The organism is Stappia indica, assembly GCF_001696535.1.
Lineage (GTDB): Bacteria > Pseudomonadota > Alphaproteobacteria > Rhizobiales > Stappiaceae > Stappia > Stappia indica.
This window is the reverse complement of record NZ_MBQE01000001.1, coordinates 1,674,475-1,696,987: the sequence shown is the minus strand read 5'-3', so window position 1 is coordinate 1,696,987 and position 22,513 is coordinate 1,674,475. Positions and strand designations below refer to the sequence as shown.

At 67.2% G+C, this 22,513-nt stretch carries 19 protein-coding genes; 4 read left to right on the top strand and 15 right to left on the bottom strand.

The genetic code is table 11. The features are described 5' to 3' along the window. Positions 1–22: 22 nt before the first annotated feature. The 9 genes from BBX35_RS07950 to BBX35_RS07910 form a co-directional block, all read right to left on the bottom strand. Entirely contained in the window at positions 23–940 is a 918-nt protein-coding gene (locus BBX35_RS07950) for a glycosyltransferase domain-containing protein (protein WP_067217922.1), read from the bottom strand. Positions 941–1,005: 65 nt separating this feature from the next. Further along, positions 1,006–1,758, bottom strand: a complete 753-nt coding sequence (locus BBX35_RS07945; RefSeq protein WP_067217919.1) for a DUF1028 domain-containing protein — start codon at positions 1,756–1,758, stop codon at positions 1,006–1,008. Positions 1,759–1,773: 15 nt separating this feature from the next. Then, entirely contained in the window at positions 1,774–3,561 is a 1,788-nt protein-coding gene (locus BBX35_RS07940; RefSeq protein ID WP_067217917.1) for a gamma-glutamyltransferase family protein, read from the bottom strand. Between the two features lie 50 nt (positions 3,562–3,611). Further along, the gene (locus BBX35_RS07935) at positions 3,612–4,481 is read right to left on the bottom strand and encodes an ABC transporter permease (protein WP_067218417.1); all 870 of its coding nucleotides are present in this window, start codon (positions 4,479–4,481) and stop codon (positions 3,612–3,614) included. 26 nt (positions 4,482–4,507) lie between these two features. After that, positions 4,508–5,455, bottom strand: coding sequence for an ABC transporter permease (locus tag BBX35_RS07930; RefSeq protein WP_067217915.1), 948 nt, complete (start codon positions 5,453–5,455; stop codon positions 4,508–4,510). Positions 5,456–5,519: 64 nt separating this feature from the next. Continuing rightward, a complete protein-coding gene (locus tag BBX35_RS07925; protein ID WP_083206085.1) occupies positions 5,520–7,031 on the bottom strand; it encodes an ABC transporter substrate-binding protein in 1,512 nt (503 codons plus the stop codon). A gap of 25 nt (positions 7,032–7,056) precedes the next feature. Beyond that, positions 7,057–8,160 (bottom strand): ABC transporter ATP-binding protein, encoded by a 1,104-nt coding sequence (locus BBX35_RS07920; RefSeq protein WP_067217910.1) that lies wholly within the window; start codon positions 8,158–8,160, stop codon positions 7,057–7,059. After that, on the bottom strand, positions 8,157–9,182 hold the full coding sequence (locus tag BBX35_RS07915; protein WP_067218415.1) for an ABC transporter ATP-binding protein: 1,026 nt from the start codon (positions 9,180–9,182) through the stop codon (positions 8,157–8,159). Before BBX35_RS07915 ends, BBX35_RS07920 begins: the two co-directional genes overlap by 4 nt. Beyond that, complete coding sequence (locus BBX35_RS07910; protein ID WP_067217908.1) at positions 9,172–9,894, bottom strand: FadR/GntR family transcriptional regulator; 723 nt, start codon at positions 9,892–9,894, stop codon at positions 9,172–9,174. The genes BBX35_RS07915 and BBX35_RS07910 overlap by 11 nt, the downstream gene beginning before the upstream one ends. Before the next feature lie 280 nt (positions 9,895–10,174). On the opposite strand from BBX35_RS07910, the gene BBX35_RS07905 reads away from it, so the two are divergent. Further along, positions 10,175–10,864 carry an MOSC domain-containing protein gene (locus tag BBX35_RS07905; RefSeq protein WP_067217906.1) on the top strand — a complete coding sequence of 230 codons (690 nt, stop codon included), beginning with the start codon at positions 10,175–10,177 and terminating at the stop codon, positions 10,862–10,864. 123 nt (positions 10,865–10,987) lie between these two features. Then, on the top strand, positions 10,988–12,043 hold the full coding sequence (locus BBX35_RS07900) for a helix-turn-helix domain-containing protein (RefSeq protein WP_067217904.1): 1,056 nt from the start codon (positions 10,988–10,990) through the stop codon (positions 12,041–12,043). A 40-nt stretch (positions 12,044–12,083) separates the two neighbouring features. Here BBX35_RS07900 and BBX35_RS07895 read toward each other — a convergent pair whose 3' ends face one another. After that, complete coding sequence (locus tag BBX35_RS07895; protein WP_067217902.1) at positions 12,084–12,731, bottom strand: AprI/Inh family metalloprotease inhibitor; 648 nt, start codon at positions 12,729–12,731, stop codon at positions 12,084–12,086. Positions 12,732–13,024: 293 nt separating this feature from the next. On the opposite strand from BBX35_RS07895, the gene BBX35_RS07890 reads away from it, so the two are divergent. Next, positions 13,025–15,001, top strand: a complete 1,977-nt coding sequence (locus BBX35_RS07890) for a vWA domain-containing protein (RefSeq protein WP_141687834.1) — start codon at positions 13,025–13,027, stop codon at positions 14,999–15,001. A gap of 84 nt (positions 15,002–15,085) precedes the next feature. Here BBX35_RS07890 and BBX35_RS07885 read toward each other — a convergent pair whose 3' ends face one another. The 5 genes from BBX35_RS07885 to BBX35_RS07865 form a co-directional block, all read right to left on the bottom strand. Beyond that, positions 15,086–15,937, bottom strand: a complete 852-nt coding sequence (locus BBX35_RS07885; RefSeq protein ID WP_067217898.1) for a carbohydrate ABC transporter permease — start codon at positions 15,935–15,937, stop codon at positions 15,086–15,088. Then, positions 15,934–16,848 carry a carbohydrate ABC transporter permease gene (locus BBX35_RS07880; protein WP_208979774.1) on the bottom strand — a complete coding sequence of 305 codons (915 nt, stop codon included), beginning with the start codon at positions 16,846–16,848 and terminating at the stop codon, positions 15,934–15,936. The genes BBX35_RS07885 and BBX35_RS07880 overlap by 4 nt, the downstream gene beginning before the upstream one ends. A 127-nt stretch (positions 16,849–16,975) precedes the next feature. Then, positions 16,976–18,271 carry an ABC transporter substrate-binding protein gene (locus BBX35_RS07875; protein ID WP_088946043.1) on the bottom strand — a complete coding sequence of 432 codons (1,296 nt, stop codon included), beginning with the start codon at positions 18,269–18,271 and terminating at the stop codon, positions 16,976–16,978. A gap of 130 nt (positions 18,272–18,401) precedes the next feature. Next, a complete protein-coding gene (locus tag BBX35_RS07870) occupies positions 18,402–19,481 on the bottom strand; it encodes an ABC transporter ATP-binding protein (protein WP_067217893.1) in 1,080 nt (359 codons plus the stop codon). Then, complete coding sequence (locus BBX35_RS07865; protein ID WP_067217890.1) at positions 19,481–20,272, bottom strand: DeoR/GlpR family DNA-binding transcription regulator; 792 nt, start codon at positions 20,270–20,272, stop codon at positions 19,481–19,483. The genes BBX35_RS07870 and BBX35_RS07865 overlap by 1 nt, the downstream gene beginning before the upstream one ends. Before the next feature lie 388 nt (positions 20,273–20,660). Between BBX35_RS07865 and BBX35_RS07860 the strand changes: the two genes are divergently transcribed. After that, positions 20,661–22,319 (top strand): methyl-accepting chemotaxis protein, encoded by a 1,659-nt coding sequence (locus tag BBX35_RS07860; protein ID WP_067217888.1) that lies wholly within the window; start codon positions 20,661–20,663, stop codon positions 22,317–22,319. Positions 22,320–22,513: the final 194 nt, after the last annotated feature.

Sequence of the window (22,513 nt, the reverse complement as noted above, 5' to 3'; positions counted from 1 at the left end):
CGCAGACGCAGGTCGCCCGCGCTCAGCCAATGGCGCGCCAGGCCAGATAGCCGAGGCCGGCAAGCGCGCCTGCCGGCAGCAGCCGGAAGGCGATGAGGCCGACGATATCCTCCAGCGGGTAGGCGGGCCGGTCGAACCAATAGGTCGGCCGGCTCTCGATTACGTTGAGGATGTATTTGCGCCGGTCGCGCGGGCGGACGGGCAGGCGCGGCAGCTCGAAGGGCAGCATGTCGAGCACATGCTTCGTGCACAGGCGGTTCTCGGCCGGGAAGTGGAAGAAGAACGGCTTGCCGCCCGTGCGGGTGTTCGTCAGGTGGGTGCTGTCGAACCGGTAGAGCTTGCGCTCCAGCCCCGACTGGCAGGCGGAGCTGGCAAAGATCTCCTGATCGTAGTCGAGCGCGGCCCGGCCGGGATTTTCCATGAACCACTTGTTGATCAGCGACTGGTCGCAGTCGACGGCGCTGGCATAGTCGAGCTCGCCAAGCATGGCGGCAAGCGCGCCCGCCGTTCCGACATAACCGCCCGAATTCAGATAGCGATACATGCCGCTCTTGCCGCCGGCCGGCGGGTAGGCCCGGGAGGCGGCAAGGCGCCGGGGCAGCTTCCAGGTAAAGCCGGGCTCGGTCGAGAGGACGATGGGACTGGCGAAGGCGCGATAGCGTGCGGCAAGCTCCTCCGGATCGCGGATCAGCACCACGTCGAAGGCATCCGTGTAGACGACGAGCTCGTCGGCGGGCAGGCGCGCCAGATGCGCACGCAGCATCCGCATGGCGGCAAGGTGCCCGGGATAGGGCTTGCCGGTCCACACGATGTCCGGCGTAACGCCGAAACGGGCGAGCGAGGCGCGGTAGCGGGCAAGCCCCGGCCCCTCGTGCGAGGCAAGCGTGACGAAACGCGGCACGGTCCCGGCGCTCGCGCCTTCCTGTTCCCGCTCGTTCATCGCGCCCTCCGCCAAATGCTTGAGCGAAAGCGTTTACTCCGGCCGGTCCGGCCGGGCAAAGGCTTTCAGGTCAGCGGCGTTGCGAAGGAGGCGGAGGGACGCCCTTCCTTGATCCTTTCGGCTTCCAGCTGTGCGATCTTCAGGTCGATGACCGTCCGGTCGAGCATGCCCGAAACGTTGTCGGAGGTCGGCAGCGTCTCGGCGACATGCAGGAACCGCTCGGCGGCCACTGTCATCAGCCGGCGCAGTTCCGGCAAGGGATCTGGATGGTCGTCCGTGCGGATGTCGAGCCAGGGATAGGCCTCGCCCCGCACGATCTTCAGGGCTGCCGACTGCTTGCCGCGCTTGTCGCCGCCGGCGGCCTCGCCGGCTTCCATGGCGGTGAGAAGCCTGTCGGCAAAGGCCTTCTGCGGATGGTCGAGATAGGCCTGGAGCGTATCGTCGAGCACCTGGGGCCCGGCCAGCATGTTGCCGGCGACGGAAACCCCGTCCGCGATCAGGTGCCCTGCCCAGGGAACGCATTTCTCGCCGGTGAAGGCGGCGCTGCGCCCGGCCGCATCCATTACGTGGAGTTGCCGCGAATGGGCCCCGGCATCGCGTCCGGTCATCGCCGCGACGACCTCCTCGGCCGACGCACCGGATTGCAGCATCTTCAGCCCGTCCGTTCCGTAGAGCGGCGAGATGAAGGCCTGGGTGGCGATGGCGCCGACACCGCCTGCCATGTGCGGGACGATCGCGCCGACCGCGAAGAAGCGGCTGGCGACGGCGATGCCGAACTGACCGGTCGCGGCGTCGCGGGCCACAATCGAGTAGGTCATTCAGGTGGTCTCCCGTCAGCGTCCGGCCGCATAGGCCTGCATCAGTCGCGGCGTCGCGGCAGCGCGCAGCAACCCGTTCGGGTCGCGGCGGGCGGCGGTCAGCCGGCCGATGGACCAGGCGGGCGCCACGTCGAGAGCATGGCCGCGTGCGCGCAGCGCGTCGAGCACCGGCTTGCCGAAGCTCTCTTCCACCATGATGTGACCCGGCTGACGCTGGCGCGGATAGAACGAGGCCGGGAAGTGGGTGGTGTGGAACAGCGGCTGGTCGATCGCTTCCTGCAGGTTGAGGTTATGATGGGCGAGGCGCAGGAACAGCGACAGCTGCCACTGGTCCTGCTGGTCGCCGCCCGGCGTGCCGAAGGCAAGCGTGGGAACGCCGTTCTTCAGCGCAAGGCTCGGGGTCAGCGTGGTGCGCGGCCGCTTGCCCGGTGCCAGCGAGGTGGGAAGCCCTTCCTCCAGCAGGAACATCTGGGCGCGGGAGTTGAGGCAGAAGCCGAGTGCGGGAATGATCGGCGAGGACTGCAGCCAGCCGCCGGACGGGGTGGCGGACACCATGTTGCCCCAGCGGTCGATGACGTCGATATGCACCGTGTCGCCGCGCTTTTCCGACAGATGCGCCATGGTCGGCTCGTAGACGCCGGTCGCCGAGGTGCCGAGCCCCTCGATCACCTGCATCGCCTTTTGCACCTGCGCCTCGTGACCCGGCACGATGCCGGGGCGCAGGTCGAAGGAAGCGGTCTCGCCGATCAGTGCACGCCGTCCGGCATTGTAGGCGTCGGACAGCAGGTGCTCCATCGGCACGTCGGTGAAGGCGGGGTCGCTGTAATAGGCCTCGCGGTCGGCATAGGCGAGCTTCATGGCTTCGGCGACCAGATGCACGAAGTCGGCGCCCACCGGATCGACCTCGCCGATGGCGGTGCCCTTCAGCAAGGCGAGCGCCTGCAGAAGCACCGGGCCCTGGCCCCAGGGGCCGGTCTTGGCCACGGTCCACTCGTGATAGTCGTAGGTCAGCGGCGTTTCCGTCGTCGCGCGCCAATTGGCGAGGTCGTCGGCGGTCAGCACGCCTTTGTGGCGCGTGCCGCTGGCGTCCATCGCTTCGGTCTTTTCGACGAAGGCGGCGATCTCCTCGGCGATGAAGCCGCGATAGAAGCAATCGCGCGCGGCCTCGATCTGCGCCTCGCGGCCGCTCTTCGTCTCCGCTTCCCTCAGCAAACGTTCCCAGGTGTCGGCAAGGGCGGGATTGCAGAACAGCTCATCGGTTGCCCGAGCCTTGCCGCCCGGGCACCAGGTGGCGTGGGAGGTCGGCCATTCCTTTTCGAAGAAGTCCGCAAGGCCGGCGATGGTCGCAGAGACGCGCGCCAGCATCGGATGACCATTGCGGGCATAGTGGATCGCCGGTTCCAGGACGTCGCGCAGCGGGAGCTTGCCGTGGTCGCGCAGCATCAGCATCCAGCCGTCGAACGCGCCGGGAATGACGGTGGCCAGCAGCCCGTCGCCGGGGATCAGCGACAGGCCTTCGCTGCGGTAGTGCTCGATGGTGGCGCCGGCCGGTGCCGGAGCCTGGCCGCAGATCACCTCCATCTTGCTGCTGGCGGCATCGTGCAGGATCACGGGCAGGTCGCCGCCCGGGCCGTTCAGGTGCGGCTCGACCACCTGCAGCACGAAGCCGGTAGCGGCCGCCGCGTCGAACGCGTTGCCGCCCTTTTCCAGAATGCTCATGCCGACGGCCGTGGCGATCCAGTGAGTCGAGGTGACGACGCCGAATGTGCCCCGGATTTCCGGTCTGGTGGTGAAGGTGGACATCCGATCTCCCTTGGGGGTTTCCCGTGTTGTTGCCGGGCCGAAGCGCGGGGTCAGCTCTCGCGCGGGTCGAGCGCGTCGCGCAACCCGTCGCCGAGCAGGTTGAAGCCGAGAACGACGAGGAAGATGGCGGCACCGGGCCACCACGCCATCCACGGCGCCTGGGTCATGAAATTCTTCGCAACATTGAGCATCGACCCCCAGCTGGGATCGGGCGGTTGCTGGCCAAGGCCGAGGAACGAAAGGCTCGCCTCCGCGATGATCGCGGTCGCGACCGTCAGCGTTGCCTGCACCAGAACCGGCGCGAAGACGTTCGGCAGGATGTAGCGCGACATGATCGCAACATCCGACAGGCCGACGGCGCGCGCGCCCTCCACATAGTCTTCCGTCTTCACCGACAGCACCTGGCCGCGGGTCAGGCGAATGAAGATCGGTGTCGCCGACAGGCCGATGGCGATCATCGCATTGGTCAGGCTGGGGCCGAGGAAGGCGGCGAGCGCGATGGCGAGGATCAGGAACGGCGTTGCCAGCAGCGCGTCGGTGATGCGCGAAATGATCTGGTCGGTCCAGCCGCCGAAATAGCCTGCCAAAAGGCCGAACGGCACGCCGACGACCACGGCGATCAGCACCGAAACGACGCCGGCGAGCAGCGAGGCCTGGGCGCCCCAGATCATCCGGGAGAGAATGTCGCGGCCGATCTCGTCGCTGCCCAGCCAGTAGAGCTCGGACGGCGGCTTGCGGATCGCCGACCAACTGGTGGCGGCGGGATCGGCGATGGGCAGAATCGGTGCCAGCACGGCGATGCCGACGAAGAAGGCGACCAGCAGGAAGCCGAACAGCGCGCTCTTGTTGCGCTTCAGCTTCTTCCAGGCGCGGCTGCCGCTGCGCGCAGGCAGGGCGTTCTCTTCGGCGGCGGCGGGCACGGCCGGGGCGGCGTTGACGGGCGTGGTCACAGGGTCGCCCTCATGCGCGGATTGAGCAGGAAGTAGAGCACATCGGCGATCAGGTTCATCAGGATGAAGCCGGCGGCGGTGCACAGCACGACGCCCTGCACCACCGCGTAGTCGCGGGTGAAGACCGCATCGACGATCAGCTTGCCGAAGCCGGGAATGGTGAAGATCTGTTCGGTCAGCACCGCGCCGGCCAGCAGTTCGCCGAATAGCAGCGCGCCCAGCGTGACGATGGGCAGCAGGGCGTTGCGGAAGGCATGCTTGAGGATGACGATGCGCTCGCCGAGGCCCTTCGCGCGGGCGGTGCGCACATAGTCGGCCTTGAGCACGCCGAGCATCGCCGAGCGCGTGTGCCGCATCAAGGTGGCGGCCAGCGCCGTGCCCAGCACGAAGGCGGGCATGATCATGGTCTGGACGGAGCGCACCGGATCCTCCAGCGGCGAGGTGTAGCCGGACGCCGGCAGCCAGCCGAGTTCCACGGACACCAGCAGGATCAGCATGATCCCGAGCCAGAAATTCGGGATCGACAGCCCTGACAGCGCCACGAAATTGGCGATGTAGTCGATGGGGCCGCCCTTCTTCACCGCCGACAGGATGCCGGTCGGAATGCCGATCAGCATGGCGATGATCATCGCCATCACCGCGAGCTGGATGGTGACCGGCAGCTTGTCGAGGATGAGCTGAAGCACCGGCTGGTTGGTGCGCAGCGAAACGCCGAGATCGCCCTGCACCAGCCCGCCGAGCCAATAGGCGTATTGATAGAAGATCGGGTCGTTCAGCCGGTACTTCTCGCGGATGAAGGCGAGCACTTCCGGGTCGCGCTCCTCGCCGGCCAGGACCAGCGCGGGGTCGCCGGGCAGGAGTTTTTGCAGCGTGAACACGAAGACCGACACCAGCAGCAGGGTCGGAATCGCGATCAGCAGGCGTCTTGCGATGTAGGTCAGCATGAACGGGCCGTATCCGGAAAAAAGGGTGCGGGGCCCGGGCCATCCGGGCCCCGCATGTGTCGCGTCAGGATTTGAACTTGACGTTCTGCAGGCGGATCATGCCGTCCGGATAGGGGACGAAGCCTTCGACCTTGTCGTCCAGCGCCCAGATCCAGGTCTGGTGGTAGAGGTAGATGATCGGCAGATCCTTCGCGAGAATCTTGCGGGCCGCGTCATAGCTTGCCTTGCGGGTTGCCGTGTCGTTGCTCGTGCGCGCCTTGTCGAGCAGCGCGTCGACTTCCGGATTGCAGTACTTGCTGTCGTTGATGCCGCCCTTGCAGGTCATGAACTGGTGGATGTTGCCGTCCGGATCGGTGCGGCCCGACCAGCCGACCTGGCTTGCCTGGTAGTTGCCGGCCGTCTGGTCGGCAAGCAGGCTGGCGAACTCCATCGACTTCAGCTTGACGACGAAGCCGGCCTCGGCGGCCATCGACTGCACCACCTGCATCAGCTGGGTCTGCACCGGATTGTTGGCGACCTGGACCTCCACCTCGAAGGTCTCGTGGCCGGCCTCCTTCATCAGCTCCTTCGCCTTGGCGACGTCACGGGCGGGGATCGGCGTTTCCTTGTCGTACCAGGGGCTGGTCGGCGGGAAGGGCTGGTTGCCCGGCGCGAACACGCCCTCGAAGACCACCTGGTTGATCGCCTCGCGGTCGATCGTGAGCTCGAAGGCCTGGCGCAGCCGGGGATCATTGCCGAACGGGTTGTTGCCGCGCTCGCCATTGTCGACATTGATGGTGATGCCCTGGTAGCCGAGGCTGACCGCATCCGCATAGACGAGCCCGGCGTCGGCCTTCACCGAGGCCGCATCGGTGGCCGCCAGGCGCTCCAGCATGTCGAGATCGCCGGAACGCAGATTGGCAAGGCGCACGGTGGTGTCCGGAATCGGCAGGAAGGTGACGCTGTCGAAGTGGATCGCGTCGGCGTTCCAGTAGTCGGCGAAGCGGGTCAGCACGATGCGGTCCTGCTGGACGCGCTCCTTGAAGGCGAAGGGACCCGAGCAGACCGGGTTGGAACCGAAGTCGGCCCCGGCGGCGGAGGCGGCCGTGGGAGAGACCATCATGCCGGCGCGGTCGGCAAGCTGGGCGAGCAGCGTCGCATCGGGCTGGGCGAGGGTGATCTTCACCTGCATCGGGCCGGTCACCTCGACGCTTTCGATCGACTTGACCTCGCTCTTGCGACGGCTTTCCGGCAGCCCTTTCGAGCGCTCGATGTTGGCCTTGACCGCTTCCGCGTCGAAAGCGGTGCCGTCATGGAACTTGACGCCTTCGCGCAGGTCCATGGTCAGGACCTTGCCGTCCTCCGACCACGTCCATGCGGTCGCGAGCATCGGGATGATCTCGAGGTCCGGCGTGATGTCGACCAGCTTGTCGCAAAGCGAGGCGTAGACGATACGGCCGACGAACGTGCGGGACTGATCCGGATCGAGCACATCCGGGTCCTCCTGAAGGCCGATCCTCAGGTCGGCCGCGGCAGCGGGCAGGGCCACAAGGGCGCTGGCGCTCAGCAGCAGGGCTGCAAGAAGACTCTGTCGCATTCTCAAGGCTCCTCTGGTCAGGTTCTTATGATTCAGATTGCGGGACGGAGTTCTGCTGGCGTTCGCTTCTGTCCCGGTAAAGCGAAAGACGGCGGCGGGCGGCCTGCGAGGCCTCCGGTTCGGCAAGGGCGGCGGTCCCCTCCTTCGCTACGCGTTGCCAGTGATGGCAGGCGACGCGGCGGCCGGGCTCCACGTCCTGAAGGGCGGGCCGGTCCACGGCGCATCGCAGGTCGGCAAGCGGACAGCGGGTGTGGAAGCGGCAGCCGGAGGGGGGAGCAAGAGGAGAGGGCACATCGCCGGTCAGCTTGACTGCGGCCTTGCGGGCGCGCGGGCTGGGGATCGGGATCGCCTGCATCAGGGCGCGGGTATAGGGGTGAAGCGGAGCCGCATAGAGGGCGGCGGTCGCACCTTCCTCGACGATCTCCCCGAGATACATCACGGCGACCCGGTCGCTCATGTGGCGGATGACGGCGAGATCGTGGGCGATCAGCACCAGCGTCAGGTCGTATTCCTGCTTCAGGTCTTCCAGGAGGTTGATCACCTGGGCCTGGATCGACACGTCGAGCGCGGAGACAGGCTCGTCGCCGATCAGCACCTTGGGACCGCTGGCGAGAGCCCGGGCGATGCCGATACGCTGGCGCTGGCCGCCGGAGAACTCGTGCGGGTAGCGGTCGGCGAACTCGGCCCTCAGTCCGACGCGGGTCAGGAGGCGCGCGACTTCCTCCCGGCGCCATGCGGCGTTGCCGAGACCATGAACGCGCATCGGCTCCTCGATGATCGCGCCGACGCTCATCCGCGGGTTCAGCGATGAGAACGGGTCCTGGAAGACGAATTGCAGGTCCTTGCGCAGCCGCCGCATCTCTGCTCGCGGCAGGGCGGCGATGTTCCTACCGCCATAGAAGACCTCGCCTTCGCTCGGATCGATCAGGCGCAGCAGCAGCCGGGCGAGGGTGGACTTGCCGCAGCCGCTTTCGCCGACCACGGCCAGCGTCTCGCCGCGGTGGACCTTCAGCGATACACCGTCGACTGCCCGCACGCTCTGGCGTTCGCCGAACAGCTTCATGCCGACGGGGAAGCGCTTGGCAAGGTTCCTGGCCTCGAGGATGACGTCGCGGGTATCGCTGCTCATGCCGCGTCTCCGAAATGGCGCTCCAGCGGGGCGTAGCGGCAGGCAGCTGCATGGCCGGCAGCGACCTCCGCCAGCGGCGGGACCTCCGTCCGGCAGGCAGCATCGGCAAAGGGGCAGCGCGGGGCGAACCGGCAGCCGGCCGGCATGCGGTCGACGGTCGGCACCATGCCGGGAATGGTGGCAAGACGCCCGCCGCGCTCGCCGAGCGAGGGCACGGAACTGATGAGGCCCAGCGTGTAGGGATGTTGCGGGTCGTCGAAGATCGCCCCGACGGGCCCGGTCTCGACGATTCGACCGGCATACATCACCGCCACCTTGTCGGCGATTTCGGCAACGACGCCGAGGTCGTGGGTGATGAGGATCAGGGCGGTGCCGGTTTCCTGCTGCAACTCGCGCATCAGGTCGAGGATCTGGGCCTGGATGGTCACATCGAGCGCCGTGGTCGGCTCGTCGGCGATCAGCAGGCGCGGATCGTTGGCAAGGGCCATGGCGATCATCACGCGTTGGCGCATGCCGCCGGACATCTGGTGCGGATAGTCATCGAGCCGGCGTTTCGCGGCCGGAACCTTCACCCGCTCCAGCATCTCCAGCGCACGGGCCCGCGCCTCCGTCCGGCCGACCGGGCGATGCCGGCGGACGATCTCTGCGATCTGGTCGCCGACCGTATAGACTGGGTTCAGCGAAGTCATCGGCTCTTGGAAAATCATCGCCATGCGGTCGCCGCGCAGCTTGCCGATCTCGCGGCGAGACAGGGCCAGCAGATCGCGCCCCTCGAACAGGGCGCGGCCGCGCACGATCTCGGCCGGAGGCATCGGCAGAAGCCCCATCAGGGCGAGCGAGGTTACCGACTTGCCGCAGCCGCTTTCGCCGACGATGCACAAGGTCTCGCCGGCGGCGACATCGAAGCTGACGCCGTCGACGACGTTGGACGCGCTGCCGCCGAAGCGAAGGGCGAGGTCCTCGACGGCCAGCAGCGGCGTTCGGGATGCGGCCGCCGGCAGGGTTGCCGTGTCACTCTGCATCGGCATGTCCCTCGACGGTCTGCAGCATCAGTCGTTCCTGCAGGCTGAGCAGGTGCTGGCGCATGGTGCGCTCTGCGGCGACAGGGTCGCGCCGCTCCAGCGCGTCGACCAGCTCCTCGTGCTGGGCGTGGTAAAGTCTCTGGGAGCTCGGCGTGCGCAGCGCTTCGCGCACATGCCGCCAGTTCTCGTCCTGCCGCACCCGGTCCACCACGTCGAACAGGGCCAGGAACAGGGTGTTGCCGGCGGCCAGGGCGACAGCGCGATGCAGCGAGCTGTCCCAGAGTTCGCGGCTGTCCATGTCCGTGGCTGTCGCGACCTTTTCGGAGATCTCGCGCATGCGGGCGATGTCGGCGGCGGTTGCGCGCAGCGCGGCGAGGCGGGCCAGCGCCGGCTCGATGCGCAGGCGCACCTCCATCACCTCGAACATGTTGCTCAGTTCGGGCAGGTGGCGGATCCGGCTCTCCGCGCGCCCCCGGGCGGCGGCGATGAACGTGCCTGCTCCCTGGCGGCGCCAGATGCGCCCTTCGGCCTCCAGCACATCGAGCGCCCGGCGCACCGCCCGGCGTCCGACGCCGATCTCTTCGGCGAGTTCGCGCTCCGTCGGCAGTTGGTCCCGCGCTTCCCGCTCCAACTGGTCGACGATGATGCGAAGGCGCTCCAGGGCAAGGCTGGAGTTGCGCTGTGTCTGGGTTTCGTCCGCCGTGGAAGCCAAGCCCGCCTCGTACCTTTTTGCTTATTGGTTCCATTATTGGCGCGAAAGTGGAGGGCTGGCAAGCTGTCGCGGAAGGCTGCGTTTCCAAAGCTTGCAAATTGATCAGGGGCGATGAAATTTTCGTCTTGTTGCAGGGGCATTGTCGTCTTCGCGGGCAGCCTCTGCTCACGAACCAATCACTTATTGGTTCGTGCATGCGACAGCGCGGCGCTTGGTCGCTTGAGGGGCGCCCGGCGTGAGCGTAAGGTGCCGTTCCCGCCGCCTGACCGGAGTTCCCTGCATGCAGACCACTGCCACCGTGACCGGCCTTTACATCGGCAAGGCGCGCGAGCGCTGGGAAGGCAAGCCGCCATCGGCCATCGGCAAGCAGTCCGTTCGCGGCCCTCTCGAAGTCGGCCTCGACGGGTTCGAGGAGGATGAGCAGGCGGACCGGGAGGTGCATGGCGGCCCGGAGAAGGCGCTGCATCACTACCCTGCCGACCACTACGCCTATTGGGCGGCCCGGTGGCCGGAGCATGTCGAACGTCTCGTCGCCGGCGGCTTCGGCGAAAACATTTCCACCCTCGGCATCACCGAAGCGGATGTGTGCCTCGGCGACCGCTTCACCATCGGTTCGACGCTCGTCGAGATCTGCCAGGGCCGCCAGCCCTGCTGGAAGCTGCCCGCGCATACGCGCATCGACGAGATGGCGATGGCGATGCAGAAAAGTGGGCGCACCGGCTGGTACTATCGCGTGCTCGAAGGAGGGAGGATCTCCGTCGGCGACAAGATGGAGCTCTCCGCGCGCCCCTGTCCCGACTGGTCGCTCGACAAGGTGATCGCTGCCCGCTTCGATCCGCGACTGGAGCCGGCGGTGGCGGCGGCCATCGCGGCGCTGACGCCGCTGTCGGCGTCCTGGCGTGCGGCGTTCGAGAAAAAATCGAAGGCCGGTTTTTCCGAAGACACTTCGGCGCGCCTCAACGGCGACTGAGCCGGATTTTCCTGCGGTAGCCCCTCCGGCGCGTCCGGAGAGGCTTGCCGTCCGCTCCCGTGCTGCCTTGCGGCCATGTCAGCTCCTGCTACATTCCGCGGCACAAATCCCGAGGAGGGGACCTTGACGACGACGGAAGACATTTCGCGCGTTCCGCATTCGGTGTTTTCGCTGGATGCGGTTCCGCTCGCCGACCGGTTCGAGGTCTGGCGCGAGAGCATCGGCTGTGTCTTCGAGGTGGGTGTTCCGCGCGAGCGCCGGGTCAACGGATTTCGTGCCGAGCTCGATGCGCATGTCATCGGCGACGTGGCGCTGGCGCGCACCAGCACCGAGGCCCAGTCCTGGGCGCGTTCGTCGGCGACCATCGCACGCGACGGCATGGATCACCTGATGATCCAGATCTACGAACAGGGCCGGATGGAGTTCAGCCATCGCGGCCGGGACGAGGTCTTCGGCCAGGATGCGCTGGTGGTTTTCGACCTGGCGCAGGAGATGCGGTCGGAAACCAGCGACTTCACCAACCTGTCGCTGCTGGTGCCGCGCTCGCTCATCGAACCCCAGCTCAAGCAGGCTGCCGATCGGCACATGCAGGTCATCCAGGCGCAGGGAAATCCGCTCGCCCGCCTTCTGATCGACCACATGACCACCCTAAAGGCGCTGGCGCCGGGCATGAACCTTTCGCAAGGCACAGAGGCGAGTGCGGCGACCGTCGCACTGACGGCGGCCTGCCTCAATGCCAGCCGCCGCGACGACGGGCAGGGCGAGGCGGGCATCGCATTTGCGCTGCTGGTGCGCGCGCGTCAGCGCATTGCCGAGCACCTGCGCGATCCGGAGCTGTCGCCGGCGCGGGTGGCGCGGCTGTCCGGCGTTTCGCGCACGCGCCTGTACGAGATGTTCGAGCCCTTCGGCGGAGTGCTCGCCTATATCCGCGAGCAGCGGCTGCGGCTGGCCCTGCGCATGCTGATCGACCACCGTTTCGCCGAATGGCCGATCTCGGCGGTGGCCTCCGCCTGCGGCTTTGCCAATGACAGCGCCTTTTCGCGTGCCTTCCGTGCCCGTTTCGGAACCACCGCGCGGGACATGCGGGCCGCACCAGCCGGCGCGGAGCGGGTGAGCGGCGATTTCGACCGCGATCTCGACCGCCGCTACGAGGAGTGGATCCGCCTGCTCAGCGCGTGAGCGATGCGGCGCGGACAAGGCGCCGCGCCGCGTTCCTGCGTCACCGCCAGGCGACGATCCTGCCGGACGACCCGTCCGCCGTGCCGTCCATGCGGTTCGTGCCGTTGAGGGCCAGCACCGCGACGCGCTTGCTCATGATGCCGCTTAGCACGACCTCGTTGCCGCGCAGCGACCAGCTCGAAACGCTCTGCAGGTCGGTGCCCATGCAGCCGAACGTCGAGGCGAAGTCGCCCATGCCTGCACCAGTCGGGCGCAGCGACATACGGCACTGCCTGCCGTCGACCTCGACGTTCCAGTCGCCGGCGATCTGGCCCTTGGTGACCGGGGCCGGTGCCGTGCCGGATTGCCCCATCATCGCGCCGAACAGCATCGCAGCCGCATTGCCCATCGCGTTGGGATCGACACGCACCGAGGCGGTGGTGCTCGACGACTTGGTGTGGCGGGTGCCGTCCGGTGTCACCCACGATTTCGACGAAGAGGACAGGGTGGTGCTGCGATGCATCGGCGAGGCGGAGGTGGCCTGGTTGGTTCCGAAGGCCGGCGAACCGAAATTCGGTGCTGCAAAGGCCGGCGGCGGTGGCGGCGGGCCGGAACTGGCCGGGGCCTGGCAGCCGGCGAGGGCGGCGGCGAACAGCAGGGCAGCGGCCGCCTGGACGCGGGCCGAGCGTGCGGTAGGGGAAAGGGTCATGCGCGTATCCTGAAATCCGTTCTGGAAGTCCGTCCGGGGATCCGTGCCACATCGCCCCCCTCGACGCGGCGGATGGCACGCTGCTCCTTCTTGTCGCCAGCCGCGTTCGCGGCCAAGCACGATCCGAAGCTGCCGGACGCAGCGCCGAAAAAAACGGACGCCGTGCAAGCTGGCGCACATGCCGGCGGTCGCTGCGTGACGGGTGTCACACCGCGATGTGCCGCGACCGCCCATGGTGACGACAGCCGCGTGCGCTTGCGTGCGGTGCTCGATGCATCCGGTGGAGGTTCGTTTTGCGACAGACAGGAATTGCTGCCCTGCTGGCAGCGGTGTTGGCCGTGCCTGCGGCGACAGCGCAGGAGACCCAGCCCGACACGTTGCTTGTCATCGACATGTCCAACTCGATGTGGGGGCAGATCGATGGCGTCGCCAAGGTGGAGATCGCCCGCGAGGCGCTGGCCGGGCTGGTGGAGACCCTGCCCGACGGCGCGCCGACCGGGCTTATGGCCTATGGACACCGGCGCACCGGCGACTGCGGCGACGTGGAGCAGGTGGTGCCGGTCACGCCGCTCGACCGTGCTGCGCTCAATCGCGCCGTGGCGGCGATGAAGCCGCGCGGCAAGACGCCGATCACCGAGGCGCTGCGGCAGGCGGCCGCAGGCCTCAATGCCAACGACCGGCCGGCCCGGCTGGTGCTGATCTCCGACGGCATCGAGACCTGCGGCGGTGATCCTTGCGCTCTTGCCAAGGAACTTGCGGCAGGCGGCATCGACTTTACCGCGCATGTCATCGGCTTCGATATCGCCTCGCGCGCCGACCAGGCGAAGATCGCCTGCATCGCCTCCGAGACGGGCGGGCGCTATTTCAACGCGCGCAATGCCGGCGAACTGGCGCAGGCGCTGAAGAGCTCGACCGAGGCAGCGCCGGCCGAACCGGCCGGTTTTCCCGTCAGCTTCAGCGCGGTCGAGGCCGAGACCGGCAATGCGGTTACCGGTCCGATCGACTGGGCCGTGACCGATGCGACGAGCGAGCAGCTCGTGGCGACGCTCGGCGGCAACGATGCCAAGATGGAGCTTCCGGCAGGCGACTATCTCGTCACTGCAACGGCCGGCGAGCGTGCCGGCGGCGTCGAGGTCAGCGTCAACGACCAGGGCGCGTCGGTCGTGGTCAAGCTTGCCAGCGACGTGCCGCAGGCGACCGTGGCCCCTGCTGCGGCGTCCGCTTCCGCCTCGTCCAGTCTTTCCGTGGCCTTCACCGGGCCGATGGAGGACGGCGATTTCCTGCGTATCACCGGCCCCGACGGGGAGCGGCTGGAAACCGACAGCTGGGCCTGGGTGCGCGACGGCAGCCCGGTCTCCCTGCGCCTTCCCTCCGAGCCCGGCCGCTATGCGGTCGCCTATGTCTGGGCCAAGGGCGGTGACCGGAGCATCGCCACCGCGGCGATCGAGGTGACGCCGGCCGACCTTGCTATTGACCTGCCGGCAGAGGTGCCGGCCGGCACGATGGTCAAGGTCTCATGGCGCGGTCCGAACGGGGAAGGCGACTATCTCGCCTTCGTTCCGGTCGGGGGAACCGGGGCCGATTACGACGGGCGCTATGCCTTTGTCCGCGATGGCGCGGAGCTGTCCATGCAGGCTCCTGCCGAGACCGGCGACTACGAGGCGGTTTATGTGGCGGGCAACGACGGACAGGTGATGGTCCGCACGCCGTTCAAGGTGGTGGCTTCGCCTGCAACGGTCTCGTTCGAGGGGCCGCTGACGGTCGGCAGTCATGTGGATGTGGCCTGGACCGGCCCGGGCGGCGGATCCGATTGGGTCGGCTTTGCTCCGGCCGGCGCGCCGGCGGGCGAGTATCTCGGCTGGGCGACGCCCGAGGGCTCCAGCGTACGCCTGCCGACGCCGGCCATCGCGGGCAACTACGAGCTGCGCTACGTGCTCTCGGCCTCGGAAGGGCCAAAGGTTCTGGCCTCGACACCGGTCACGGTCGCGGAAGCCGAGGTGAAGCTTGAGGCACCCGCCGAGGTCGCGGCCGGCAGCGAGGTGCAGGTGATTGCCGAAGGGCCGATGGCCGGCGCCAACTGGGTGGGCTTCGCCCTGCCGGGCGAGGGCGATGCGGCTTATGTCGGCGGGGCTTGGAACAGCGCCGAGAACATCGCGGACGGCCGGATCTCGGTCATGGCGCCGACGGAACCGGGCCAGTACGAGCTGCGCTATGTCATCGCCACCGGCGAGCCGCGGGTTGTCGCGCGGGTACCGGTCACGGTGAAGTAGGCAAGAGCCGGCCCTGAAAAAGAAAACACCCCGGCAGGCGGGCCGCCTGCCGGGGTGTCTTGCATTTCGGCGAGGCACTCCGGCCTACTTGATGCCGGCGCGCATGAAGCTCTGCACGAACTGGCGCTGGAACAGCAGGAAGGCGATCAGCAGCGGCCCCGAGGTCATCAGTGTCGCCGCATTGATCACCGACCATTCGATGCCGGAATCGATGGCCGAGAAGACGCTGAGGCCGACCGTCACGGGGCGGGTGTCGACCGAGTTGGTGACGATCAGCGGCCACAGGAAGTTGTTCCAGTGGTGGCTGACCGAGACGAGGCCGTAGGCGAGGTAGGTCGGCTTGGCGAGCGGGATGTAGACCCGCCACAGGATGCCGAGGATGCTGGAGCCCTCGATGCGCGCGGCCTCGTCGAGTTCGCGCGGCACGGTCATGAAGGTCTGGCGCAGCAGGAAGATGCCGAAGCCGGAGGCGATGTAGGGCAGTGCGATCGCCGGGATCGTGTCGACCAGGCCGAGAATGCGCATGGTCTTGTAGTTCTCGACGATGAGGATGTCCGGCATCACTAGCAGCTGCAGCAGCACCAGCGTGAACAGGATCGAGCGGCCCGGGAAGGTGAAGCGCGCGAAGGCATAGGCCGCCAGCGTGCACAGCAGGAACTGGCCGGCGAGGATCAGCGTGACCAGCATGAAGGTGTTGAGGAAGTAGCGCGCGAAGGGGGCGGCCGCCCAGGCCTTCTCGAAATTCTCGAAGGTGAGCGGGGCCAGCAGCTCGAAGCGGGCCTCGTAGGCGGAAGGGTGGATCGCCGTCCAGATCGCGAAGGCGAGCGGCAGGATCCACATCAGGGCCAGTACCCAGGCGGCGAGCGTGTTGAGCGCCCGGTCGAGGTCGAAGCGCCGGCGGCGCGGGCGGGCGGGAGCGTCGGCTGCGGCGGTCATTTGTAGTGCACCCTGCGGTCGAAGAAGAAGAACTGGCCGATGGCGAGCGCACACAGGATCGCCAGCATCGCGACGGTCAGCGTCGCGCCGTAGCCGGTCTCCCAGTACTTGAAGGCCGTTTCGTAGATATGGAACAGCAGCAGCGAGGAGGCGTTGTCCGGGCCGCCATTGGTCAGGATGAAGATGTGGTCGACGAGGCGGAACGAGTTGATCACCGCGTTGATCGACACGAAGAGCGTGGTCGGCATCATCAAGGGGAAGGTGATGCGCCAGAAGATCGTCCAGCGGCCGGCGCCCTCGATCTTCGCCGCCTCCACCAGGGAGGGCGGGATCGCCTGCAGGGCCGCGAGATAGAAGATCATGAAGAACCCGGCCTCCTTCCACACCGTGACGACGATGACGGCGTTGAGGGCGGTGGCCGGATCGCCGAGCCAGTTGGTCTGCGGCCAGCCGAACAGGCTGGACGTGACCTGGTCGATGAGGCCGAAGCCGGGCGTGTAGAAGAACAGCCAGATGTTTGCGACGGCGATCAGCGGCAGCACGGTCGGGGTGAAATAGGCCATGCGCACGAAGCCGCGCCCCGTGAGGCGGTCATTGACCCAGAGCGCCATGACGATGGCGATGCCGACGGAGAGCGGGATCGTGCCGAAGGCGAACCAGAGATTGTTGCCCAGCACCTTCCAGAAGATGGGGTCGCCCATCATCCGCTCGTAATTGTCGAGGCCGATGAAGCGGGCGGGGCGCCGGCCGCGCGGGGTGGAGTGGAAGCTGTTCCACAGCGTCATCACCGCCGGCACATGGGTGAAGGCGAAAAGGAAGAACAGTGCGGGAAGCAGCAGCAGCCACGCGTGTATCCACTCGCGGCTGCGTATCAGCATCGGCACTCTCGTGCGGCCTGTCGCGGTCGTCATCTTGTCCTTGTTCCTTCCCTCGCAACGCTGTCGGTTCGTCCTGCCTCGAACCGGGATGGAGACCGGCAGCGATGGCTGCCGGTCTCCTTGTTCATCGTGACCCGGTTGCCCGGCTCGCCGTCAGGTGTCAGCGATACTCGGCGAGGATCGCGTCGGCCTGCTCCTGGGCGTCCTTGAGAGCGGTTGCGGCGTCCTTCTGGCCGGTGATCGCAGCGGCCAGCGCATCGTTGAAGATCGTCGTCACGCGCTGGTTCTGGTAGGTGGACAGCTCCGCGACGGCGAATTCGAGCTGGTCGCGGGCAACCGTCGCCGGCTGGAACTCGGCGGCGTAGGTCTTCATCGCCTCGGTCTCCCAGGCGTCCGGACGCGGTGCGACATAGCCCGTGGCAATGGTCCACTTGGCCGCCTGCTCGGGGCCGGTGATCCACTGCACGAAGTCGGCCGCTGCAGCGAGCTGCTCTTCGGACGCGCCCTTGAAGAGGTAGAAGTTGCCGCCGCCGGTCGGGGCGCCGCGGCGCTTGTGGGCGGGCAGCATGCCGACGCCGAACTCGAACGGCGCGTTGTCACGCACGTTGGTCAGGTTGCCGGTGGTGGTCCACATGATCGCGGCCTGGCGCTCGAAGAAGGCCTTCGGCGTTGCGCCCCACTCGATGATGCCCGGCTCCATCACGCCGTGCTTGGTCGACAGGTCGACCATGTACTGCAGTGCCTCGGCGACCTTCGGGTCGTCGAAATTGGTCTTGTTGCCCTCGCTGTTGGCCAGGATGACGTCGTTCTGCGTCGTCAGGCCCTGGAACAGCCAGTAGGGAAAGCCGGAGCTCGGGATGCGCACGCCCCACTGGGTGACATTGCCGTTGGCATCCTTCTTGGTCAGCTTCTTGCCGAACTCGACCAGCTCTTCCCAGGTCGCCGGGGGCGTCTCGGGGTCGAGGCCGGCCTCCTTGAAGGCTTCCTTGTTCCAGTACATCACCGGAGTGGAGCGCTGGAACGGAATGCCGTAGGTCTTGCCGCCGGTCTGGCTGTTTTCCATGAAGGCGGGATAGAAGCCCTCGAGCCAGGCCTTGTCCTCATCGGTCTTCAGGTAGTCGTCGAAGGGGACGATCAGGTCCTCGTCGATCAGGGTGAACATGTCGGCCGACAGGGCCATCGACAGCTGCGGCGGGGTGCCGCCGCGCGAGGCGGTGATCACCTTGGCGATGGTGTCCTGGTACGAGCCGGAATAGACGGCGTCGATCTTCACGTCCGGGTGGTTCGCGACATACTCGTCGGTCAGGGACTGGATGGTCTCCGCGGCCTTGCCGCCGACAGCCACCGGAAAGAAGAACTGCAGCTCGACGGCCTGGGCGGAGGCCCATGTGCCGAGTGCCAGTCCGGTCGAAAGGGTCGCCGTGGCGACGGCCTTCATCAGCATCGATTTCAACATGTCTGCCTTCCCTCATGTTGTGCCGGCCGCTTTGCGCTGGCTTGCCGGCTTGACGTCCCGCGTGCGGCGCGGAAGCGTTCCTCTGCGGAGAGCCGTTGCCGGCTCCCTGTTCATGCGTTGTCCGCTCGCCTCAACCGGCGATGCGTCCACCTGCGGCAGCCGCCAGATCGTCGCGGCGATGGCCCGTGGTGCCGTCGAAGACGTGCAGGTCCTGCGCTGCGAAGCCGAGGCGGATGTCCGTGCCGGCGGCGATGTCGTGGTCGCCCGGCAGGCGGACGGTGAAGAGCGTTCCGCCGGCCTCGCAGTCGATCAGCATGTCGGCACCGAGATATTCCAGGCTCGCCACCCGCGCGGCCAGGGGACCGCGCTCGGCCAGGGTCAAGGCCTCGGGGCGCAGGCCGACCTTGTGCGCGGCGAGATCCGCGTCCACACCGGCCAGCAGCGTGCCCGGCAGCACGTTCATCGGCGGTACGCCGATGAAGCGGGCAGCGAAGGGCGTCTCGGGACGCTGGTAGAGCGCGCGCGGATCGCTCGCCTGTTCCAGCCGGCCGCCGTTCAGCAGCACCACCTGGTCGGCCATTGTGATGGCCTCGACCTGATCGTGGGTGACATAGACCATGGTGAAGCCGAGCTTCTTCTGCAGCGCGCGGATCTCCACCCGCATCTCGTGGCGCAGCTTTGCGTCGAGATTGGACAGCGGCTCGTCCATCAGGCAGACGGGGCGCTCGGCGATGATGGCGCGCCCCAGCGCCACGCGCTGCTGCTGGCCGCCCGACAGTTGCGAGGGCTTGCGGTCGAGCAGGGCGGACAGGCCCAGCAGCTCGGCAACGCGCTTCAGGCGCGCCTCGCGCTCGTCCTTCGCCACGCGGCGTACCTTCAGGCCGAAGACGATGTTCTCGGCGACGTCGAGATGGGGAAACAGCGCATAGGACTGGAACACCATCGCCAGGTCCCGCTCGGCCGCCGGCAGGTGGGTGACATCCCGCCCGCCGATCAGGATGCGTCCCGCATCGGCGCTTTCCAGGCCGGCGATCATCCGCAGGGTCGTCGACTTGCCGCAGCCCGACGGGCCCAGCAGGACGGTGAACGTGCCGGCAGGCACGCGGATCGACAGGTCGTCGACCGCCTTGTGGGCGCCCCAGACCTTAGAGACATTTTCAAGCAGGATTTCCTGGCCCCCCGGGCGGCCGTCTGTCGCGGGCGTGTTCATCAGCGCTCCTCGTTGTTGTTGGTGCACACCACGCTTTCGCGTCCGGCCGCCGCCAGCAACGCCTCGACGGAGGCGGGCAGGGCGTCGTCGCAAAAGACCGTGGCGACTTCGGTGATATGACCGCCGCGCACATGCGCGGGGCGGCCGAACTTGCTGGCGTCGAGCACCAGGAAGGCGCGCCGGCAATTGGCCAGGATGGCCTGGCGCGCGGCGACCTCGTCCTCGTGGAAGTCGAGCAGGGTGCCGTCGGCATCGACACCGGCGACGCCGAAGACCCCGATGTCGACCTTGTAGGCGGAGAAGAACCGCTCGGTGTCGGCGCCCAGGATGTCGCGGTCGCCGTGGCGCAGGCGCCCGCCCGCGATGGTCACCTCGAAATCCGGGTTCTGCGAGGCGGAAAAGGCCACATGCAGGTTGTTGGTGAAGACCCGCAGTCCCTGATGGCGGGCCAGCGCCTGCATGACGATTTCGGGAGTCGTGCCGATGGAGAAGGCGAGGGAGGCTCCGTCCGGAACCTCGCGTGCCACCGTTTCGGCGATCGCGCGCTTCTGCGGCAGGTTCAGGATCTGGCGGCGCGCATAGTGGAGGTTGCCGGCGGGCGCCGGGGGCTCGACACCGCCATGGGTGCGGCGCAGGATGCCGTGCTCGCACAGCCGCGTGAGGTCGCGCCGGATGGTCTGGGTGGTTACGTCGAAGCGCTCGGCCAGCGACTCCACCGAGGCGAAGCCGTTGGACTGCACCAGATCGGCGATCTCGCGCTGGCGCGCAGTTATGGCCAGGCCGCTGGTCATGAGCGACTGTGTTCCTCCCGAATGCGGACGTTCCGTCTCTACTTCGTTCATATGAACATAGCACAACGTTCATATGAACATACAATGACAGAATTCACGATTTGGGAGATCAGCGCTTTTTTGCCCTTCTGCGGTTTGCGGCGCGGCGAAAAAGATGCTCCGGAGGGGCATGGAGGGCGGCAGCGTTTGCACGCCTTGCGTAAGCTCCCGACGGCTGCGGATCCTGCTGGTTGCAGGTCCGGGAGGTGTCGCTAATCGATTGATTTAAATGACGATCAGGTGCTGGCGGTATTTGGTAAATCACCTGTCAAAATTCACTAATATTTAATTCGAGAAAGCGCAAATTCCCGCTACGTCATCTAGACTGGTGGCGCCTTGGGAGTGGGCCATGCAAAATATGACAATCAACAAGCGGCTATATGCGGGGTTCGGCGCGGTGTTGCTGCTTACCCTGGCTCTTGCCGGCTTCGGGTTCTGGTCCGCCTGGACCGCAAGCGGGAACTTCGCAGGCTATCGCGAAGGAGCCAGGCAGACCATCGATTATGCGGATCTCAGCAAGTCGGCGTTGCAGACGCGCCTTGCCGTCATGCGCTACCGGGCGACGCGCAGCGACGCCATTGCAGCGGTCGTCGACGAGAACGTCGCGCGGATCGCGGATGTCTATCGCAGCGCGCAGGAGGCCGGCGTCGCGCCGGAGCATCTGGCTGTCGTCACCCGCATTCACGACAATGCGCTGGCCTATCGCGACGGTTTCCGAAAGGCACAACAGCTGGCGGGCAATCCCCAGGCGTTCGAGGCGGTCTATCGCGACACGCTCGACCGGCTGGGACCGCTGATGGTGGACGAGGCGACGGAAGGCCTGCTGGCCGCTGTTGCCAGGGAGGAGAAACTCGGCCCGGTCATTCAGGGCGAATTCCTGTGGCAGGAGATTGCCTCGGTCGTGCTCGGCCTTGCCATCGTCGCCGTCGGTCTCGGCATCGCCCTCTTCGCCGCCCGCAGCCTGTCCCGTCCCGTCGTTGCGATCACCGGCGTGATGCGGCGGCTGGCCGAAGACGATCTCACCGTCACCATCCCCGGCACACAGCGGGGCGATGAGCTCGGCGAAATGGCGCGCGCCGTCGACGTGTTCAAGACGCGAATGATCGAGGGCGAGCGCATGCGCTCGGAGCAGGAGCGCGAGACCGCGGCGAAGCTGCGCCGGCAGGAGGCGATGGAAGCGGCCGTCGGCGAGTTTCAGAGCGCGGCCCGTGCGGCCATCGCCACGGTGACCAGCGCGGCCTCGCAGATGGAAGGGGCGGCGCGCGGCCTGACCGGAACGGCCAGCAGCTCCGCCGCGCGTACCGTGACAGTGGGCGTGGCGGCGGAAGAGGCCAACCAGAACGTCCAGACCATCGCGACGGCAGCGGAGGAACTCGCGGCCTCGATCCAGGAGATCGCCCGCCAGGTGTCGTCCTCCACGGCCATGTCGGAGCGGGCGGTCGCCAGCGCCGGCCTCACGTCCGAACGGGTGCAGTCGCTGGCACATGCTTCGCAGAAGGTCGGCGAGGTTCTGCGGTTGATCTCCGATATCGCGGAGCAGACAAACCTGCTCGCCCTCAACGCCACCATCGAGGCGGCTCGGGCGGGCGAGGCGGGGCGCGGTTTTGCTGTGGTTGCTGCCGAGGTCAAGGAACTGGCGAACCAGACGTCGCGCGCCACCGAGGAGATCGGAGCCCAGATCACCGCCATCCAGTCCGCAACCGGAGTGGCCGTTTCCGACATCCGCTCGATCACCGAGACGATCCGGGAGATGGACATCGTGACGACCGCGATCGCTTCCGCCGTCGAGCAGCAGGGCGCGGCAACGCAGGAAATCGCTCGCAACGTCCAGAGCGCAGCAACGGGCACCATGTCGGTGACAGGCTCCATCGCCGACCTGGGTGCCGCAGCGGAGCAGACCGGCGGCGCCTCTCGCGAGGTGCTGTCGGCTGCCACCGAACTCAACCGGCAGTCCGACATGCTGCGCGGTCAGATCGGCCGCTTCCTGACGGCGATCCGCGCCGCCTGATCCAGCGAAACGGTCGGATAAAGATAGGGCTGCCGCATGGGACCGTGCGGCAGCCCTTTGCATTCCGCCCCTTCCGGTCGCTCTTCCTCCCTTGGCTCGACGTCGGCTGTTTTTGCAAATGGTTCGCAATTGCATTGACAAACTGCAAATGGTTCTCATAATCATTAAAAGGAAGAAGGCTGCCGACCCTCGCG

Excerpts from the sequence above, each read along its gene's own strand:
- BBX35_RS07930 (WP_067217915.1), bottom strand. The coding sequence starts at position 5,455 with ATGCTGACCTACATCGCAAGACGCCTGCTGATCGCGATTCCGACCCTG.
- BBX35_RS07895 (WP_067217902.1), bottom strand. The coding sequence starts at position 12,731 with ATGACCCTTTCCCCTACCGCACGCTCGGCCCGCGTCCAGGCGGCCGCT.
- BBX35_RS07865 (WP_067217890.1), bottom strand. The coding sequence starts at position 20,272 with ATGACCAGCGGCCTGGCCATAACTGCGCGCCAGCGCGAGATCGCCGAT.
- BBX35_RS07905 (WP_067217906.1), top strand. The coding sequence starts at position 10,175 with ATGCAGACCACTGCCACCGTGACCGGCCTTTACATCGGCAAGGCGCGC.
- BBX35_RS07875 (WP_088946043.1), bottom strand. The coding sequence starts at position 18,271 with ATGTTGAAATCGATGCTGATGAAGGCCGTCGCCACGGCGACCCTTTCG.
- BBX35_RS07870 (WP_067217893.1), bottom strand. The coding sequence starts at position 19,481 with ATGAACACGCCCGCGACAGACGGCCGCCCGGGGGGCCAGGAAATCCTG.
- BBX35_RS07880 (WP_208979774.1), bottom strand. The coding sequence starts at position 16,848 with ATGACGACCGCGACAGGCCGCACGAGAGTGCCGATGCTGATACGCAGC.
- BBX35_RS07940 (WP_067217917.1), bottom strand. The coding sequence starts at position 3,561 with ATGTCCACCTTCACCACCAGACCGGAAATCCGGGGCACATTCGGCGTC.
- BBX35_RS07915 (WP_067218415.1), bottom strand. The coding sequence starts at position 9,182 with ATGCAGAGTGACACGGCAACCCTGCCGGCGGCCGCATCCCGAACGCCG.
- BBX35_RS07945 (WP_067217919.1), bottom strand. The coding sequence starts at position 1,758 with ATGACCTACTCGATTGTGGCCCGCGACGCCGCGACCGGTCAGTTCGGC.
- BBX35_RS07860 (WP_067217888.1), top strand. The coding sequence starts at position 20,661 with ATGCAAAATATGACAATCAACAAGCGGCTATATGCGGGGTTCGGCGCG.
- BBX35_RS07885 (WP_067217898.1), bottom strand. The coding sequence starts at position 15,937 with ATGACCGCCGCAGCCGACGCTCCCGCCCGCCCGCGCCGCCGGCGCTTC.
- BBX35_RS07925 (WP_083206085.1), bottom strand. The coding sequence starts at position 7,031 with ATGCGACAGAGTCTTCTTGCAGCCCTGCTGCTGAGCGCCAGCGCCCTT.
- BBX35_RS07920 (WP_067217910.1), bottom strand. The coding sequence starts at position 8,160 with ATGAGCAGCGATACCCGCGACGTCATCCTCGAGGCCAGGAACCTTGCC.
- BBX35_RS07950 (WP_067217922.1), bottom strand. The coding sequence starts at position 940 with ATGAACGAGCGGGAACAGGAAGGCGCGAGCGCCGGGACCGTGCCGCGT.